Here is a 17835-nt window from a genome sequence, read left to right on the forward strand (position 1 = left end):
TTTAGAAGGTCCGTGCCTTAGGCGCGATCTTCTTCAGGCTGATGCCACCTTCATCCTCAGTTGTCAGAGGATCGGTGATCACCGGACGGTATGTCAGATCAACCTTATTGCCATCAACGCGGCTGACGGTGTGAACCCGCCAGTTTGCATCGTCACGATCTGCATAGTCCTCATGGGCATGCGCACCTCGAGATTCCTTGCGCGCTTCGGCACCGTGGATGGTCGCCAAAGCGTTTGGCATCAGGTTCGCCAGTTCCAGCGTTTCCATGAGGTCAGAGTTCCACACCAGCGAGCGATCGGTGACTTTCAGGTCATCCATTTTCGCCGCAATGTCGGTCATCTTGGTGACGCCTTCTTTCAGCGTCTTATCTGTCCGGAAGACAGCCGCGTCAGACTGCATGGTCTTCTGCATTTCAAGACGAAGTTCAGCGGTTGCAACATTACCTTTGGCATTGCGCAGACCGTCAAAGCGATCAAAAGCAGCATCTACAGATGCTTGGTTCAGCGTTGGGTTTGCCGCTTCCGCGTCAACCACTTTGCCTGCGCGGATCGCGGAGGCACGGCCAAAGACCACGAGGTCAATCAGAGAGTTAGATCCCAGACGGTTCGCACCGTGAACAGAGGCACAGCCAGCTTCACCCACAGCCATCAGACCGGGCACAACTGCAGTTGGATCGTCTTTGCTAGGGTTCAGAACCTCACCCCAATAGTTCGTTGGGATACCGCCCATGTTGTAGTGTACCGTCGGAAGAACCGGGATCGGTTCCTTGGTTACATCAACACCGGCAAAGATTTTCGCAGATTCAGAGATACCAGGCAGGCGTTCGGCCAAAGCCTCAGAAGGAAGGTGGTTCAAGTTGAGGAAGATGTGATCCCCATCCGCACCCACTCCACGACCTTCACGGATTTCCATGGTCATTGACCGGGAAACATAGTCGCGCGGCGCCAGGTCTTTGTACTGAGGCGCATAACGTTCCATGAAACGCTCACCTTCAGAGTTGGTCAGATAACCACCTTCACCACGTGCACCTTCCGTAATCAAACAGCCGGAGCCATAAATGCCAGTTGGGTGGAACTGAACGAATTCCATATCCTGCAGAGGCAGACCCGCACGAGCCACCATACCGCCACCATCACCAGTACAAGTGTGCGCAGAGGTCGCAGAGAAATAAGCACGGCCGTAGCCACCGGTCGCCAGAACAACCATCTTCGCGTTGAAGACGTGCATGGTGCCGTCGTCGAGCTTCCAGCAAACGACGCCCTGACACTCGCCCTCTTCGGACATGATCAGATCAATCGCGAAATACTCGATGTAGAATTCCGCGTTGTTTTTCAGAGACTGGCCATAAAGCGTGTGCAGGATCGCGTGACCGGTCCGGTCAGCTGCCGCGCAGGTCCGTTGAACCGCTGGGCCTTCGCCAAATTCTGTTGTGTGGCCGCCAAATGGACGTTGGTAGATCTTACCTTCTTCGGTCCTCGAGAATGGCACACCGTAGTGCTCAAGCTCATAAACCGCCTTTGGGGCTTCGCGTGCGAGATATTCCATCGCATCGGTGTCACCCAGCCAGTCGGAGCCTTTCACAGTGTCATACATGTGCCACTGCCAGTTGTCCGGGCCCATGTTGGACAGGGACGCGGCGATACCACCTTGCGCCGCGACTGTGTGCGAACGGGTTGGGAATACCTTAGAGATACAAGCGGTGCGCAGGCCCTGCTCGGCCATGCCCAAAGTCGCCCGCAAGCCAGCGCCACCGGCGCCAACAACAACCACGTCATAGTCGTGGGTTTCATATTCATATGCTGCTGTCATTGCATTTGTTCCTTGGCGTGCGGATTAAAGCGCGAGCTTGATCAGGGCGAAGACCGCGGTTGCGATCAATGTGTAAGCCAAAGCGGTTGTGGCGATGATTGCCAGACGCTCGGCGATGCCGTGCATGTAGTCTTCGATGGCCTCATGAGCTTCGCGCATGACGTGCAAGATAATGACGGTCATGGTCAGACCTGTCGCGATGGCGGGGCATGGGCGGGCAAAGAAGGCCAGAACCTCTTCGTAAGAGCCGCCAAAGCCAGTACCAAAAGTGAAAATGAACACTGGAACAACAACAACCATCAGGATGGAGCTGACCAGCATTTGCCAATGGTGCATGGTGCCTTGACGGCCAGATCCATTGCCTTCGGCGCGTTTGCGGTCGGTAAGGTATCTCATGTCAGCGCTCCTTACAGAATGATCGCGGTGATCACCGCGAGGACGGTTGCGCCGACAAACATGCCGAGGCCCATCTTTTCAGAGGTTTCAACGTCCAAGTGATAGCCAAAGTCCCAGATGACGTGACGCAAGCGACCCAGCATGTGGTAGTAAAGCGCCCAGAGCGCGCCAAACATCAGCAGATCGCCAATGAAGCTGCGCAGCAGGCCGTCGATGACTGCAAATGAGCTTTCGGATGTTGCTGCTGCGATGAGCCACCAAACCGCAAGGATCGCCAGACCAAATGTCGCGATGCCTGTGATGCGGACCATGATCGAAGACATGGATGTCATTTGAGGACGGTATATTGTTAGGTGGGGCGAAAGCGGGCGATTGCCCCGGTTCACGTCTGCCATACTGAGTCCTTTCAGGTTCCTTGCGCCTCTTAGTACAGAATTTTCCGGCTCTGTCACGGTTCAGAGCCCTAAAATACGGTGATTTTTACAAAGTTCGCGACGTTTGCGCAATCATTATGCGCATTTGTGATCACAGCAATATTTTCTGTGATCACACTCTTGCGGAAATTGTATTCAATTGGATGCAACCTCAAGGAAGCTCCGCGTTTCTGAATGAGAACACCTTCGCTTCCTTTAATAATGACCTGATTAAACAGGCATCAGCGCCCAATAATCCAGATCGAGCAGGACGTCCGGCAGATATTTGCCATCCTCGCCCTTTAGCTCAAATGGTTCGCCACCTTTGGTGGCAACAAGACGAAGGCGGATGGCTCCCACACCCGGAGCTGAGGTTTCGGCCTTATCCAAGACTTCAGTCCATGCCCGAACTGTTGTGCCTGCCAAACATGGGTTCGCATGCACCCCTCCGTTCAGACCGACGATCATCTGCGCATTAGCCAAACCGTTAAAGGACAATGTCCGCGCCATGGAAATAACATGGCCGCCATAGATCAGACGTGTGCCATCCGGACGGGCTGTATTGTCAAAATGCACTTTGGCAGTGTTCTGCCACAGGCGCGTTGCGATCATATGCTCGGCCTCTTCAATGGTCACACCATCCACGTGATCGATGGTTTCGCCAATTTCATAGTCGCCCAAGCGATGTAGCTCGCCCGCTAAATCATAGTCATATTCCGAGAAGTCCAAACCCTCCGGGATCACCAATTGATCCACAGGGATCACTTTGTTCAAATCAGGGATCACCGTTTCTGGTGCTGGTGCTTCCAAATTGCATTTGCGCACCATAACCCAGCGGACATATTCCATGACCACGTCGTCATTCTGATTCAAACCGCGCGTGCGCACATAGACGACACCAGATTTTCCATTGGAGTTCTGCTTGACCCCGATGACTTCGGATTCTGAACGCAGCGTGTCGCCTTCATAGACAGGCATCAGCCAGCGCCCTTCGGCATAGCCAAGGTTGGCAACCGCATTCAAAGACACATCGGGCACGGTCTTGCCAAACACAATGTGAAACGCCGCCAGATCATCCAGCGGCGCTTTGGGCAGACCTGACGCGCGCGCGAATTCATCCGAAGAATATAGCGCATGCCGCGCAGGATAGAGCGCGTGATACATCGCGCGTTCACCACCGGATATGGTGCGTGGAACGGCGTGTTTGATCACGTCGCCTACTTTATAGTCTTCAAAGAAACGGCCCGCGTTGGTCTTTGCCATTTTAGTGAGCTCCTAATTTGGTCTCTGGGGTGTAAGTGCCTTCCACCTCTTTCACGACCGCCTGCGCGCAGCGAGTCACACCGCGGGCAGAGTCAAAGGTCATGGTAGGATTGCCATGCAGCTCCCAGCCCTTGTTCAGGGCCTCGGTCACCTTATGGCAGAAGGCGGATGTGTCATCTTCAGTAAGCAGTCGATACAGTTTCATTTGGTCATCCTCCAAAGGGCGATAGGCCGAATAGCATGTGCAAAGACCCAATCAAGCCAACAAGCAGGATCGAAATGCCAAAAAACATCGCGTCTTTTTTGATGTCACCCTTAGGGTTCGGGGTCCATTCAGGTTCCGAGCGGTTGATGACGCGGATCTCAACCAATGTCCAAAGCCAAAGGCCACCGAACAATATAGCTGAAGCAAAATCACCATTCACGATGATATGCGCTATCGCCCAAATCGCGACACCCATGAGCATAGGGTGGCGTAGGCCATAGAAGAGAGCGCCCTTCTTTGGGCCTGGGCTCGTGAAGTATAGCGCCAAGATCATCATGAGGTTGTTCACAATAGTGCCCCATGCCGGACGATCCCAAAGGTGTTCATATGGGGCTGCTCGATAGCCCAAAACCATCAGTGCCACTGAAACAAGGATGAGAAGTGCAATCACGCCCTTTCCCTTGTCGCCCATTCTCGCACGCACACCCGGCATTACCCTTTGAAACAAATGGGCCGCGTACCAAATGGTTAAACCCGCTAAGAGCATTGTCATCGCTGTGTCTCCAGATAGAAATGTAAATTCCTTTAACTTCTATCCTGAGATTTCTGCAATTGCATCTGCTTTTGCAAGGATCTCTTTCGCGGTCACAATATGTAGGTTTTCGACGATTTTCCCATCGACAACTGCGACACCAGAGCCGTCTTTCTCGGCCTGAGCAAAAGCTTCGATCTGACGCCGCGCTAGATCAACTTCGGCCTCAGAAGGTGCGAAGGCGTCGTTTGCAACATCGACCTGAGCTGGATGGATCAACGTTTTGCCATCAAAACCCATATCACGGCCCTGCTCACATTCTACTTTCAAACCTTCTGCGTCTTTGAAGGCGTTATAGACCCCATCGACGATCACAACATCTTCGGCTTTTGCTGCCATGACACAAAGGCCAAGGCCGGTCTGCAATGGCAGACGATCTGGGCGGAACCGCGTTTGCAGCTCTTTCGCGAGGTCATTGGTTCCCATCACCATGCCATACAACATCGGATGTTCCGCAATCTCATGGGCTTTCAGCATACCGCGCGGCGTTTCCATCATGGCCCAAATCGGCAAATCACCGGTGACATCAGCTAAGGCCTGCACTTCGGCCGCGCTTTCAACCTTTGGCAATAGCACCGCGTCGCAGCTCATGGACTTGACGGCTTCGGCATCCGCAGGACCCCATTCGGTGCTGAGATCGTTAATACGAACGATCCGCATACGTTTGCCGTAGTCTCGCTTTTCGAGCGCTTCGGCCAAAATACCGCGCGCATTCACTTTTTCTGCAGGCGCAACTGCGTCTTCGAGATCAAAGATGATCGCATCGATCGGCAGGGTTGTCGCCTTTTCCAGTGCCCGCGTTTTTGACGCTGGGATATATAGAACAGAACGGTATGGACGGGCACGTTGGCTCATGAACTCACTCCGCAATAAAGTTGCGCGCATTACTGACATTTATTTCAAAAAGAATTCAAGGGGGTTTTTGCCGCACCGCAGAAAGAACCGCGCGTCACTTGGTATACCGTTGTCCGCAAGGCCATAGCGCGCTGTGTTAACCGAGTATTCTAGGTTTTCGCCGCATGATTATTACAGATTGAGAGGCCGGAATCCCCTCTGCGCAGCAGAATCGGTCTTGGAGAATATCGGAAAGGACCGGACATGAAGAGACTACGCACCGCGTTTGGTTGGGCCGTAATCTTGGCTGTTATCGCCACACCAGTTTCGGCACAAAACCAGCGACATTGTGCACCTCGCGACACCGTGGTGGAACGGTTGGCCGCAGGCTACGGAGAAACGCGGCAATCCGTCGGAATCGGCGGGGACAATTCATTGGTTGAGGTCTATGCCAGCACCGAAAGTGGATCTTGGACCATTACGGTCACTTCTCCGGCTGGGCTGACCTGCCTCGTTGCCGCTGGCCAGAGTTTTGAAACCCTATCAGAAACATTGGCTCTAGATGGCAGCGATGCTTAGTCTAGCTTAAGTCAAAGCATCAAAAACAAGTTTAGCCCCGGTGATCGCCAAAAGCGCGTAGGTCAAACGAAAGAAGAGTGTTTCTGGCACTATAGGATGCGCTTTCACACCAATCCAAACGCCGATGAGAGCAAAGGGTGCAAGGATTAAATCGACATAAAAGGTCTCTACCGTAAAGATTCCAAGGAAGGCGTAGGGGACAACCTTCGCTGCATTCACAACCCAAAAAACCAGAGTCATTGTGGCATGATATGTCGTCTTATCCAGCCGCTGAGAAAGCAAATACATGGCCGCAGGTGGTCCCCCAGCATGACTGACAAAACTGGTAAAGCCTGCAGTTAGCCCAGCGATCATCCCCGTTGTTTGCGAGAAGTTTGCTTCCTTCAGCTGTGATTTCGGCCAGAGTTGCCACGCAACAAACGCCAGCGCGACCAAGCCAATCAACAGGCGCAGCATGTTGTCATCTGTCACGCGATAAAAAATAGCACCCAGTAAAATTCCAGGGACCGCTCCAATCACCATGATCCGGGCACGTGCCCAATCCCATTTATTCCAGAATGGGCGCACGGCTCCAATATCCATGAGCATCAACAGTGGCAACATTAGGCCAATGGCCTGCGCTGGCGTGGTCACCAATGCAAGAATCGCCGAAGATGCAAAAGCAGGCCCACCCCCAAATCCCCCCTTGGAGAACCCAGCAAAGGTCACAGCAAATGCTGCAATTGCATAAAATTGAAGATCCATAAGGCGATAACCTGTTAGCGCTAAAGTGTATACAATAGCGTACATAAACCGAAATCGTTCCTTGCCTCAATGGCTTTGCGACAAGATGCGGCGCGCCAAAGTGCTTGCGCCGAACGGCCTTTAGCCTTACCCACAGTGCCAAATTTCAACCGGATTGGAGACTTCCCAATGGCACGTCCAAAGATCGCCCTTATCGGCGCAGGCCAGATCGGTGGCACCCTTGCACACCTAGCAGCAATCAAAGAACTCGGCGACGTTGTTCTTTTCGACATCGCAGACGGCACCCCTCAGGGTAAAGCTCTGGACATCGCCCAATCCGGTCCTGCCGAAGGTTTTGACGCTGGCATGTCCGGCACAACCGACTACGCTGACATCGCTGGCGCAGACGTTGTGATCGTAACTGCAGGTGTTCCTCGTAAGCCGGGCATGTCCCGTGACGACCTGCTGGGCATCAACTTGAAAGTTATGAAATCTGTTGGCGAAGGCATCCGCGACAACGCGCCAGACGCGTTCGTGATCTGCATCACCAACCCGCTGGACGCGATGGTTTGGGCTCTGCGTGAATTCTCTGGTCTGCCACACAATAAAGTTTGCGGCATGGCAGGTGTTCTGGATTCTGCACGCTTCCGTCACTTCTTGGCAGAAGAGTTCAACGTGTCTATGCGTGACGTAACTGCATTCGTTCTGGGCGGCCACGGCGACACTATGGTGCCTTCCGTACGTTACTCCACAGTCGCGGGTATCCCTTTGCCAGATCTGGTTGAGATGGGCTGGACCACACAAGAGAAACTGGACGGCATCGTTCAGCGTACTCGTGATGGCGGCGCGGAAATCGTTGGCCTGCTGAAAACTGGCTCTGCATATTACGCACCTGCAACTTCGGCGATCGAAATGGCGGAAGCCTACCTGAAAGACCAGAAGCGCGTTCTGCCATGTGCAGCATACGTTGATGGCGCATTGGGTCTGGACGGCATGTATGTTGGTGTTCCAACTGTGATCGGGAAAGACGGCGTTGAGCGTATCGTTGACATCAAACTCAACAAAGAAGAGCAGGAAATGTTCGACGCTTCTGTGAACGCGGTTAAGGGTCTGGTTACAGCTTGCAAAGGCATCGACGGCTCTTTGGCATAAGCCAAGCGCACTCTTTGCGACCAAGTTTTTGACCAAGCCACGCTTGATTGCGTGGCTTGGTTTTTTTGTGCACTACAAACCATTGCACGTAGAAAAAACGTCAAAAGAGGCCTGTTGCGTCCATAAAGGGTTTCAGACAGGATCAAGCCAATTTCATTAGCTTTTTTGGTAGGCATTTATGACTTGGGATATTGTCCTTACTGCAGATGAACCAGAAGCGCTGATCGTCGCGAATGTCGCTTATCACTTGGCAACAGGCGCACAGCACGTTCATGTCTACTTAGATCGCGCTGATGATCCTGCCCAAGAAGCTTTGAAAAGTATCCCCGGTGCGCGTGTTACCTGCTGCGATGAAAAACATTGGAGCGATTTAAACGGTGTTGAAGGCCGCCCTGCACTGCAAATGCGGCGCCAGTCATTGAATGCCAATCATGCGCTTTCGCTCAGCAATGCCGACTGGATCTTTAGTCTGGATGCTGACGAATTCCTTTATCAAGACCGGCCACTAGTTGACGAACTGCCGTTTGTACGAGAGCTTGATTGCGAATTACATCTGCCCACCTGGGAACGCTTTTATAGAGAAGGCGAGCCAGTTCAGACTTTATTTCAGGGCCCATTGAAAGCATCAACTAAGGGACGTCATCGTTTTGATGGCCGAATTTTTGGCGGTGCGGAAAAGTATTTCGTGCAAGGCCTATTGGGGCACTCTGCTGGAAAATGCGCGGTGCCCGTTGGGGCTGATTTTGTGTTTGGCCTGCATTGGTCCTTTCGAGGGCAAGCGAAAAGGCAATACCGGTCAGAACGCTATCTGAGCACAACGTCCCGGTTGCTGCACTTTGATGGGCTGACGCCTTTGCACTGGGTGATCAAACTGCTGCGCTACGCTAAAGTTTCACCAGAAGATTTAGGGCGTTTGGTCTCGGACCATCGACGCGAGCAAATTTCAGATCTGCTGAACTTTGCAGATTCCCGCGATTCAGCAATGGAATTCCACGATGCTTTACGTGCGTTTTCTGAATTGGACATGAAACGTTTGAATGGTTTTGGGCTTTTGGATGCGGATGAATTTGATCCTTTGCCTGAAGTTCAAAAGCTCCTGCCTGATTTTAATTTACCCGGTCCGGACGCTTTTGACGCAGAGATTTTGGACCGTTACCCAGAGTTCAAACCCGTATTCTCTGCAAAGGAATGAACAGAACTATTGAATTTAGCCGCTCTCGAATCGCAAATTGCAGTCTCAAAAATTAATTTGTGATCACACATTTTTTGACTGTGATCACAAATGTCGGTTTTTCGCTTATTTTTCCAAAAACAACTTAGTTACACCAAATTTATAAGGCTATACCTGTTCCAACTGCAGCAATATGGGACAGTTTCATGAACATCCATGAATACCAGGCGAAGGCTCTGCTTCGCTCTTACGGTGCCCCGGTTTCCGAAGGACGCGTTGTTCTGAGGGCCGAGGATGCCAAAACCGCAGCGGGCGAGCTGGACGGACCTCTTTGGGTTGTCAAAGCTCAGATCCACGCAGGCGGCCGCGGCAAAGGCTCTTTCAAAGAAGCAGATGCTGGCGAAAAAGGCGGTGTCCGCCTGACCAAATCTGTTGAAGAAGCGGCAGAAGAAGCCAAGAAAATGCTTGGCCGCACGCTGGTGACACACCAGACCGGTCCAGTCGGCAAACAAGTGAACCGCATCTACATCGAAGCGGGTTCCGGCATTGAGACTGAACTTTACCTGGCTCTGCTGGTGGACCGTCAAACATCTCGTGTGTCTTTCGTGTGCTCCACTGAGGGCGGCATGGACATCGAAGAGGTTGCGGCGGCGACCCCTGAAAAGATCCTGTCTTTCTCTGTTGATCCAGCAACAGGCTACCAGCCATATCACGGTCGTCGCATCGCGTTCTCTTTGGGCCTCAAAGGCGCACAGGTTAAGCAGTGCGTAAAACTGATGGGCCAGCTTTATACCGCCTTCAACGAAAAAGACATGGAGATGCTGGAAATCAACCCGCTGATCGTGTCTGACGCGGGTGACCTGAAAGTTCTAGACGCTAAAGTCAGCTTTGACGGCAATGCAATCTACCGCCACGCGGATGTTGCAGAGCTGCGCGACGAAACTGAAGAAGACTCCAAAGAGCTCGAGGCGTCCAAGTACGACCTGAACTACATCGCTCTGGACGGTGAAATCGGTTGTATGGTGAACGGCGCTGGTCTGGCGATGGCTACAATGGACATCATCAAACTTTATGGTGCTGAGCCTGCAAACTTCCTTGATGTTGGCGGCGGCGCTACCAAAGAGAAAGTGACCGAAGCGTTTAAGATCATCACTTCTGATCCAAACGTTAAAGGCATCTTGGTCAACATCTTCGGCGGCATCATGCGCTGCGACGTGATCGCAGAGGGCGTCGTAGCTGCTGTAAAAGAAGTTGGTCTGCAGGTTCCGCTGGTTGTGCGTCTTGAAGGCACCAATGTGGAAGCCGGCAAAGACATCATCAACAACTCCGATGTTGACGTGATCGCGGCAGACAACTTGTCCGATGGCGCTGAGAAGATCGTTAAAGCGGTGAAAGGATAATAAGATGGCCATTCTCGTTGACGAAAACACCAAAGTTATCTGTCAGGGCCTAACCGGCTCTCAGGGTACCTTCCACTCTGAACAAGCAATCGCTTATGGCACCAAAATGGTGGGCGGCGTGACACCAGGCAAAGGCGGCTCTGAGCACCTTGGTCTGCCAGTGTTCAACTCTGTACACGAAGCGAAACACGTGACTGAAGCAAATGCTTCTGTGATCTATGTGCCTCCTCCCTTCGCGGCGGATTCCATTCTGGAAGCCATCGATGCGGAAATGGAACTGATCATCTGTATCACTGAAGGCATTCCTGTGCTGGACATGATGCGTGTGAAACGTGCGCTGGAAAGCTCTTCCAGCCGTTTGATCGGCCCGAACTGCCCGGGTGTTATCACACCTGACGCCTGCAAGATCGGCATCATGCCGGGCCACATCCACAAGCGTGGCTCTGTGGGTGTTGTGTCCCGTTCCGGCACACTGACATATGAAGCAGTGAAGCAAACTGCGGACATCGGCCTTGGCCAGTCCACTGCTGTGGGCATCGGCGGCGACCCGATCAAAGGCACAGAGCACATCGACGTGCTGGACATGTTCTTGGACGACGATGAGACTCAGTCCATCATCATGATCGGTGAAATCGGCGGTTCTGCAGAAGAAGAAGCAGCTGAATTCCTGAAAGAGCAAAAGAAGAAAGGCCGTTGGAAACCAACTGCTGGCTTTATTGCTGGTCGTACGGCACCTCCGGGCCGCCGCATGGGCCACGCTGGCGCGATTGTAGCTGGCGGTAAAGGCGGCGCCGAAGACAAGATCGAAGCAATGAAGTCTGCGGGCATCGTTGTAGCTGACAGCCCGGCGGGCCTCGGCGAAGCGGTCTTGAAAGCGATCGGATAATCGCGTTTGAATTGGAGGTAGGCTCTATTCCGGGCCTACCTCTCTAGATCCAGCAGTAAGCTGGACGTAACAACGAAACCCAGTGGCTCGGGAGTCTCCTCCATGACCGACCAATCCTCTAACGATATTTTCCATGCATCCAGTTTTATGCAGGGTCACAACGCAGAATACCTTGAGCAAATGTATGCTCGGTACGCGAATGATCCGAATGCGGTGGACGCCGCCTGGCAGGAGTTTTTCCGTCAGCTTGGCGACGCGGAGCTTGATGTCAAAGCAGAAGCAAGCGGTCCAAGTTGGGCGCGCTCTGACTGGCCACCTGTTCCAGATGACGAGCTGACAGGCGCGCTGACAGGCGAATGGCCAGCCCCGGTCGAGGCGAAAGCCGCTGGCAAAAAGATCAAAGAGAAAGCCGCCGAAAAAGGCGTTGAGGTCTCTGATGAAGCGGTCAAACAGGCCGTTTTGGATTCAATCCGTGCGCTGATGTTGATCCGGGCTTACCGTATCCGTGGCCACCTTGTGGCGGATCTTGATCCGCTGGGCATGCGTGATGCAACACCACATCCGGAACTCGACCCTGCATCCTACGGGTTTGCAGGCGCAGACATGGATCGCCCGATCTTTATCGACAACGTGCTGGGCCTGCAGATCGCTACCATGCGCCAGATCGTCGAGATCGTCCGCCGCACTTACTGTGGCACTTTCGCGCTGCAATACATGCATATTTCCAATCCAGAAGAAGCGAGCTGGCTGAAAGAGCGCATCGAAGGATTTGACAAGGAAATCAAATTCACCCGTGAAGGCCGTAAGGCAATCCTCAACAAAATGGTTGAGGCAGAGGGTTTTGAAAAATTCCTGCACGTTAAATATATGGGTACCAAACGTTTTGGGCTGGACGGCGGTGAATCTCTGATCCCCGCGATGGAGCAGATCATCAAACGCGGTGGTGCACTTGGTGTAAAAGACATCGTGGTCGGCATGCCGCACCGCGGTCGTTTGAACATTCTCGCCAACGTGATGGCCAAACCATACCGCGCGATTTTCAACGAATTCCAAGGTGGGTCTTACAAACCTGAGGACGTTGATGGGTCTGGCGACGTGAAATACCACCTCGGCGCCTCTTCGGACCGCGAGTTTGACGGCAACAATGTCCACCTGTCGCTCACCGCGAACCCGTCCCACCTTGAAGCCGTAAACCCGGTTGTTCTGGGTAAAGTACGCGCCAAGCAAGACCAGCTAAATGACGACGAGCGCACATCTGTGATGCCAATCCTTCTGCACGGTGACGCGGCCTTTGCGGGTCAAGGTGTTGTGGCTGAATGCTTTGCGCTCTCTGGTCTGCGCGGTCACAAAACCGGCGGGACCATGCATATCGTTGTGAACAACCAAATTGGTTTCACCACAGCGCCGCACTTCTCTCGCTCTTCCCCGTATCCAACCGACAACGCTTTGGTTGTCGAGGCGCCGATCTTCCACGTGAACGGTGATGACCCAGAGGCGGTTGTACACGCGGCTAAAGTCGCGACTGAATTCCGTCAGAAATTCCAGAAAGATGTCGTTCTTGATATCTTCTGCTATCGCCGCTTTGGTCACAACGAAGGCGATGAGCCGATGTTCACCAACCCGGTGATGTACAAAAAGATCAAAGGTCACAAGACGACCCTATCTTTGTACACTGAACGTCTGGTCAAAGACGGTCTGATCCCAGAAGGCGAAATCGAAGACATGAAGGCCGCATTCCAGGCCCGCATGAACGAAGAATTCGAAGCTGGCAAAGAGTTCAAGCCAAACAAGGCTGACTGGTTGGACGGAAAGTGGTCTCATCTGGACAAAAACAAAGAAGAGTACCAGCGCGGTGAAACCGCCATCAAAAAAGAGACCTACGATCAGGTCGCTGGTGCGCTGACGTCTGTGCCGGAAGACTATCCGTTGCACAAAACCATCGGTCGCTTCCTAGGCAACCGTCAGAAAGCGCTGGAAAGTGGTGAAGGCATTGACTGGGCAACCGGCGAAGCCTTGGCGTTTGGCTCTTTGCTGACCGAAGGCTACCCAGTCCGCTTGTCAGGTCAGGACGCGACACGCGGCACGTTCTCTCAACGCCATTCTGGTGTTGTGAACCAAGACACTGAAAAACGCTATTATCCGCTGAACAACATCCGTCCGGGTCAGGCACAGTACGAAGTGATCGACTCTGCCCTGTCTGAATATGCGGTGTTGGGCTTTGAATATGGCTACTCACTGGCAGAACCAAACGCGTTGACCCTATGGGAAGCTCAGTTCGGCGACTTCGCCAACGGCGCGCAAATCATGTTTGATCAGTTCATCAGCTCTGGCGAAAGCAAATGGCTGCGTATGTCCGGTCTGACCGTTCTGCTGCCACACGGTTTCGAAGGCCAAGGCCCAGAGCACTCCTCTGCGCGTCTGGAACGTTTCTTGCAGATGTGTGGCGGTGACAACTGGATCGTTGCGAACTGTACGACCCCTGCGAACTACTTCCACATCCTGCGGCGCCAGCTGCACCGCAGCTTCCGTAAGCCGCTCATTTTGATGACACCGAAGTCTTTGCTGCGCCACAAGCTGGCCGTCTCCAAAGCCGAGGAATTCCAGACTGGATCCAGCTTCCACCGTGTTCTATGGGATGACGCACAACACGGTAACAGCGACACCAAATTGGTGGCGGATGACAAGATCAAACGCGTCGTCATGTGTTCCGGGAAAGTCTATTACGACCTGCTGGAAGAGCGTGATGCCCGCGGCATCGACGATGTCTACCTCCTGCGTCTGGAACAGTTCTACCCATTCCCTGCGATTTCCGCGGTGAAAGAACTGGAACGCTTTAAAGGTGCCGAAGTGGTTTGGTGTCAGGAAGAACCAAAGAACCAAGGCGCTTGGTCCTTTGTCGAACCAAACATCGAATGGGTTCTGGGTCGCATCAAAGCAAAACACACCCGTCCGACTTATGTAGGCCGTGCCGCATCTGCGTCGCCGGCAACCGGTCTGGCGAGCCAACACAAAACACAACAACAAGCGCTGGTCGACGCCGCGCTGACCATTGAAGGGTAACTCAATATGACGACCGAAGTACGCGTCCCGACACTGGGCGAAAGCGTGACCGAAGCCACTATCGCAACTTGGTTCAAGAAACCGGGTGACGCTGTTGCTGTTGACGAAATGCTGTGTGAACTGGAAACCGACAAGGTAACCGTCGAAGTGCCAGCACCTGCAGCAGGCGTGATGGGCGAAATCGTTGCAGCTGAAGGCGATACCGTGGGTGTTGACGCTTTGCTGGCAACCATTCTGGCCGGCGAAGGCGCGGCCCCTGCCCCAGCGGCGACCCCAGTCGTTGAAGCGCCAGCAGCATCTGGCGGTTCGGTAGACGTTATGGTGCCAACACTTGGTGAATCCGTAACCGAAGCGACTGTTTCCACATGGTTCAAAGCCGTGGGTGACAGCGTTACTCAGGACGAGATGCTGTGTGAGCTGGAAACAGACAAGGTTTCCGTTGAAGTGCCAGCCCCAGCGGCCGGTGTTCTGACAGAAATCATCGCAGCCGAAGGTGCAACCGTTGACGCAACTGCGAAACTCGCCGTTCTGTCATCCGGCGGCGCAGCGGCAGCTACTCCTGCAGCAGCGGCGGCTCTTGCAGCAGCTACAACAGGCAAAGACGTTGAAAACGCGCCTTCTGCGAACAAGCTGATGGCGGAAAAAGGCATCGATGCTTCACAAGTCGCAGGCTCGGGTCGCGACGGTCGCATCATGAAAGAAGACGTTCTGAAAGCAGCCATCGCACCAGCCGCCGCGCCTGCTCCGGCAGCTGCAGCAGCTCCACGTGCACCGGTTTCAGCTGACGATGCGTCCCGTGAAGAGCGTGTGAAAATGACACGTCTGCGCCAGACCATCGCGAAACGTCTGAAAGATTCTCAGAACACCGCAGCGATGCTGACCACCTACAACGAGGTCGACATGACCGAGGTGATGGCGCTGCGTAATGAATACAAAGAGCTGTTCCTGAAGAAACACGGCGTGAAGCTTGGCTTTATGTCCTTCTTCACTAAGGCCTGTGTTCATGCGCTGAAAGAAGTGCCTGAGGTGAACGCTGAAATCGATGGCACTGACATCGTGTACAAAAACTTTGTGCACATGGGCATCGCAGCGGGTACGCCAACCGGTCTGGTTGTTCCAGTCATCCGTGACGCCGATCAAATGGGCTTTGCAGACATCGAAAAAGCGATTGCTGAAAAAGGCAAACGCGCCCGTGACGGCAAGCTGTCCATGGCAGAAATGCAGGGCGGTTCCTTCACCATTTCTAACGGTGGTGTCTACGGCTCTCTGATGTCTTCGCCGATCCTGAACCCGCCGCAGTCCGGCATCTTGGGCATGCACAAAATTCAGGACCGTCCAATGGCGATCAACGGCCAAGTTGTCATCCGTCCGATGATGTATCTGGCCCTGTCTTACGATCACCGTATCGTTGACGGTAAAGGCGCTGTGACCTTCCTTGTGCGCGTGAAAGAAGCGTTGGAAGACCCACGCCGCTTGTTGATGGATCTGTAATCGGATTGGGGGGCAAGCGGCCCCCTTTTCTTCTTTGCATAAATACTCCGGGGAGGTGCCAATGGCACCGGGGTCAACGACCCTCACACGCCCGAACTTCTAGGAGGCACCCATGTCCCAATATGACGTCATCATCATCGGCGCTGGCCCTGGCGGCTACGTATCAGCCATCCGCTGCGCCCAACTCGGCCTGAAAACCGCTATCGTGGAAGGCCGCGAGACGCTTGGCGGCACCTGCCTGAACGTGGGCTGTATCCCGTCCAAGGCACTTCTGCACGCGACACACATGCTGCATGAAGCAGAGCACAACTTTGCAGGTATGGGTCTGAAGGGTAAATCCCCATCCGTCGACTGGAACCAGATGAAGTCCTACAAACAGGATGTGGTGGACCAGAACACCGGCGGTGTTGAGTTCCTGATGAAAAAGAACAAGATCGACTGGTTGAAAGGCTGGGCATCTATTCCTGCGGCGGGCAAAGTCACCGTAGGCGACACCACTTACGAAACTAAGAACATCGTAATTGCCTCTGGCTCCGTTCCTTCATCCTTGCCGGGTGTAGAAGTTGACGAAAAAGTTGTTGTGACGTCAACAGGTGCGTTGGAACTGGGCAAAGTGCCTAAGAAAATGGTCGTAATTGGCGCGGGTGTGATTGGTCTAGAACTCGGTTCTGTGTACCAACGTCTGGGCTCAGAAGTGACCGTTGTTGAATACATGGACGCGATCACGCCTGGCATGGACAAAGATGTTCAGCGCACGTTCAAGCGTATCCTTGAAAAGCAGGGCATCAAGTTCATCATGGGCGCGGCTGTGCAGGGCGTGGATACGACAAAGACCAAAGCCAAGGTCAAATACGCACTGAAGAAAGCCCCAGACACCGAAGAGGTGCTGGACGCGGATGTGGTGCTGGTCGCGACTGGCCGCAAGCCATATGCCGAAGGTCTAGGTATCGACGCCCTTGGCGTTAAGATGACCGAACGTGGCCAGATCGCAGTGGACGCACATTGGGCAACCAACGTGCCGGGCATCTACGCCATTGGTGACGTGATCGAAGGCCCAATGCTGGCCCACAAAGCCGAAGACGAAGGCATGGCCGTCGCAGACGTTCTGGCGGGCAACCATGGCCACGTGAACTACGGCGTCATTCCGGGCGTGGTCTACACCACTCCTGAAGTCGCAACAGTAGGCCAAACCGAAGACGCTCTGAAAGCGGCTGGTCATAAGGTCAAAGTTGGCAAGTTCTCCTTTATGGGCAACGCGCGCGCAAAAGCCATTGGTCAGGCCGATGGTTTTGTGAAGCTGATCGCAGATGCTGAAACCGACCGTGTGCTTGGTGCCGCAATCATTGGTCCAGCAGCCGGTGATATGATCCACGAGATTTGTGTGGGTATGGAATTCGGAGCGTCCGCTCAGGACATCGCTTTGACTTGCCACGCGCACCCGACCTACTCAGAAGCCGTCCGCGAGGCGGCCTTGGCTTGTGGTGACGGCCCAATCCACGCGTAAGCAACTGGACATCGAATTTTTAAGAAAGGCGGCCTTAGGGTCGCCTTTTTTCTTGCCAAAACATGAGGGGACGCGGAACGGCAGGGGGTTTTGCTTGGGGGCAACTGCCGTTCCGCAAAGGCCTTGGCCTTGGCGCGCATCGGGGGTGCGCTAATAGGAATGTAGGGAGGCTTTGCACAGATTACTCTTAACGCCGCTTCACGAAAGCGTGGGACTTGAGGAACTTTCGAATGCGTTTGAGCCACCCGCCCCGTTCAGCCTTATGCAGGGCTGCAAAATGAGCGCGTTCTTTTTGATATTCAGACGGTTTGGCCTTCTGGTGTGAAGGCGACGGCATGATCGGCAACATCAGTAAT

Annotated in this window: 17 protein-coding genes; 8 read left to right on the forward strand and 9 right to left on the reverse strand. The window is 53.7% G+C overall.

Features of this window, described 5'->3' with window-relative positions; genetic code table 11:
- Position 1: 1 nt before the first annotated feature.
- From sdhA to JXQ85_RS10595, 7 genes are all read right to left on the reverse strand, one after another.
- Positions 2 to 1810, reverse strand: a complete 1809-nt coding sequence (gene sdhA / locus JXQ85_RS10565) for a succinate dehydrogenase flavoprotein subunit (protein WP_421748862.1) — start codon at positions 1808 to 1810, stop codon at positions 2 to 4.
- A gap of 24 nt (positions 1811 to 1834) precedes the next feature.
- Entirely contained in the window at positions 1835 to 2206 is a 372-nt protein-coding gene (sdhD, locus tag JXQ85_RS10570; protein ID WP_421748863.1) for a succinate dehydrogenase, hydrophobic membrane anchor protein, read from the reverse strand.
- Between the two features lie 11 nt (positions 2207 to 2217).
- Positions 2218 to 2601: a succinate dehydrogenase, cytochrome b556 subunit gene (sdhC, locus tag JXQ85_RS10575; protein ID WP_421748864.1), complete on the reverse strand. Its 384-nt coding sequence runs from the start codon at positions 2599 to 2601 to the stop codon at positions 2218 to 2220.
- Between the two features lie 249 nt (positions 2602 to 2850).
- On the reverse strand, positions 2851 to 3882 hold the full coding sequence (locus JXQ85_RS10580; RefSeq protein WP_421748865.1) for a MaoC family dehydratase: 1032 nt from the start codon (positions 3880 to 3882) through the stop codon (positions 2851 to 2853).
- Position 3883: 1 nt separating this feature from the next.
- Positions 3884 to 4087 (reverse strand): DUF1737 domain-containing protein, encoded by a 204-nt coding sequence (locus JXQ85_RS10585; protein ID WP_421748866.1) that lies wholly within the window; start codon positions 4085 to 4087, stop codon positions 3884 to 3886.
- Positions 4088 to 4091: 4 nt separating this feature from the next.
- Positions 4092 to 4640, reverse strand: a complete 549-nt coding sequence (locus JXQ85_RS10590; RefSeq protein WP_421748867.1) for an NnrU family protein — start codon at positions 4638 to 4640, stop codon at positions 4092 to 4094.
- A 39-nt stretch (positions 4641 to 4679) separates the two neighbouring features.
- A complete protein-coding gene (locus tag JXQ85_RS10595) occupies positions 4680 to 5534 on the reverse strand; it encodes an HpcH/HpaI aldolase/citrate lyase family protein (RefSeq protein ID WP_421748868.1) in 855 nt (284 codons plus the stop codon).
- Between the two features lie 243 nt (positions 5535 to 5777).
- On the opposite strand from JXQ85_RS10595, the gene JXQ85_RS10600 reads away from it, so the two are divergent.
- Positions 5778 to 6092 (forward strand): hypothetical protein, encoded by a 315-nt coding sequence (locus tag JXQ85_RS10600; protein WP_421748869.1) that lies wholly within the window; start codon positions 5778 to 5780, stop codon positions 6090 to 6092.
- Between the two features lie 6 nt (positions 6093 to 6098).
- Here JXQ85_RS10600 and JXQ85_RS10605 read toward each other — a convergent pair whose 3' ends face one another.
- The gene (locus tag JXQ85_RS10605) at positions 6099 to 6836 is read right to left on the reverse strand and encodes a sulfite exporter TauE/SafE family protein (protein ID WP_421748870.1); all 738 of its coding nucleotides are present in this window, start codon (positions 6834 to 6836) and stop codon (positions 6099 to 6101) included.
- Between the two features lie 168 nt (positions 6837 to 7004).
- On the opposite strand from JXQ85_RS10605, the gene mdh reads away from it, so the two are divergent.
- From mdh to lpdA, 7 genes are all read left to right on the forward strand, one after another.
- On the forward strand, positions 7005 to 7967 hold the full coding sequence (gene mdh, locus JXQ85_RS10610) for a malate dehydrogenase (protein ID WP_421748871.1): 963 nt from the start codon (positions 7005 to 7007) through the stop codon (positions 7965 to 7967).
- Between the two features lie 178 nt (positions 7968 to 8145).
- Positions 8146 to 9159, forward strand: coding sequence for a glycosyltransferase family 2 protein (locus JXQ85_RS10615; protein ID WP_421748872.1), 1014 nt, complete (start codon positions 8146 to 8148; stop codon positions 9157 to 9159).
- A gap of 185 nt (positions 9160 to 9344) precedes the next feature.
- Positions 9345 to 10538 carry an ADP-forming succinate--CoA ligase subunit beta gene (gene sucC, locus JXQ85_RS10620; RefSeq protein ID WP_421748873.1) on the forward strand — a complete coding sequence of 398 codons (1194 nt, stop codon included), beginning with the start codon at positions 9345 to 9347 and terminating at the stop codon, positions 10536 to 10538.
- A 4-nt stretch (positions 10539 to 10542) separates the two neighbouring features.
- Complete coding sequence (gene sucD, locus JXQ85_RS10625) at positions 10543 to 11424, forward strand: succinate--CoA ligase subunit alpha (protein WP_421748874.1); 882 nt, start codon at positions 10543 to 10545, stop codon at positions 11422 to 11424.
- 102 nt (positions 11425 to 11526) lie between these two features.
- Complete coding sequence (locus JXQ85_RS10630; RefSeq protein ID WP_421748875.1) at positions 11527 to 14484, forward strand: 2-oxoglutarate dehydrogenase E1 component; 2958 nt, start codon at positions 11527 to 11529, stop codon at positions 14482 to 14484.
- Between the two features lie 6 nt (positions 14485 to 14490).
- Positions 14491 to 15975, forward strand: coding sequence for a 2-oxoglutarate dehydrogenase complex dihydrolipoyllysine-residue succinyltransferase (gene odhB / locus JXQ85_RS10635; protein ID WP_421748876.1), 1485 nt, complete (start codon positions 14491 to 14493; stop codon positions 15973 to 15975).
- Between the two features lie 112 nt (positions 15976 to 16087).
- Complete coding sequence (gene lpdA, locus JXQ85_RS10640; RefSeq protein WP_421748877.1) at positions 16088 to 17479, forward strand: dihydrolipoyl dehydrogenase; 1392 nt, start codon at positions 16088 to 16090, stop codon at positions 17477 to 17479.
- A 187-nt stretch (positions 17480 to 17666) separates the two neighbouring features.
- Here the strand turns inward: lpdA and JXQ85_RS10645 are convergent, their stop codons facing one another.
- Entirely contained in the window at positions 17667 to 17828 is a 162-nt protein-coding gene (locus JXQ85_RS10645) for a hypothetical protein (RefSeq protein WP_421748878.1), read from the reverse strand.
- Between the last annotated feature and the right edge of the window lie 7 nt (positions 17829 to 17835).

The organism is Cognatishimia sp., assembly GCF_049116455.1.
In the GTDB taxonomy this organism is placed as follows: domain Bacteria; phylum Pseudomonadota; class Alphaproteobacteria; order Rhodobacterales; family Rhodobacteraceae; genus Cognatishimia.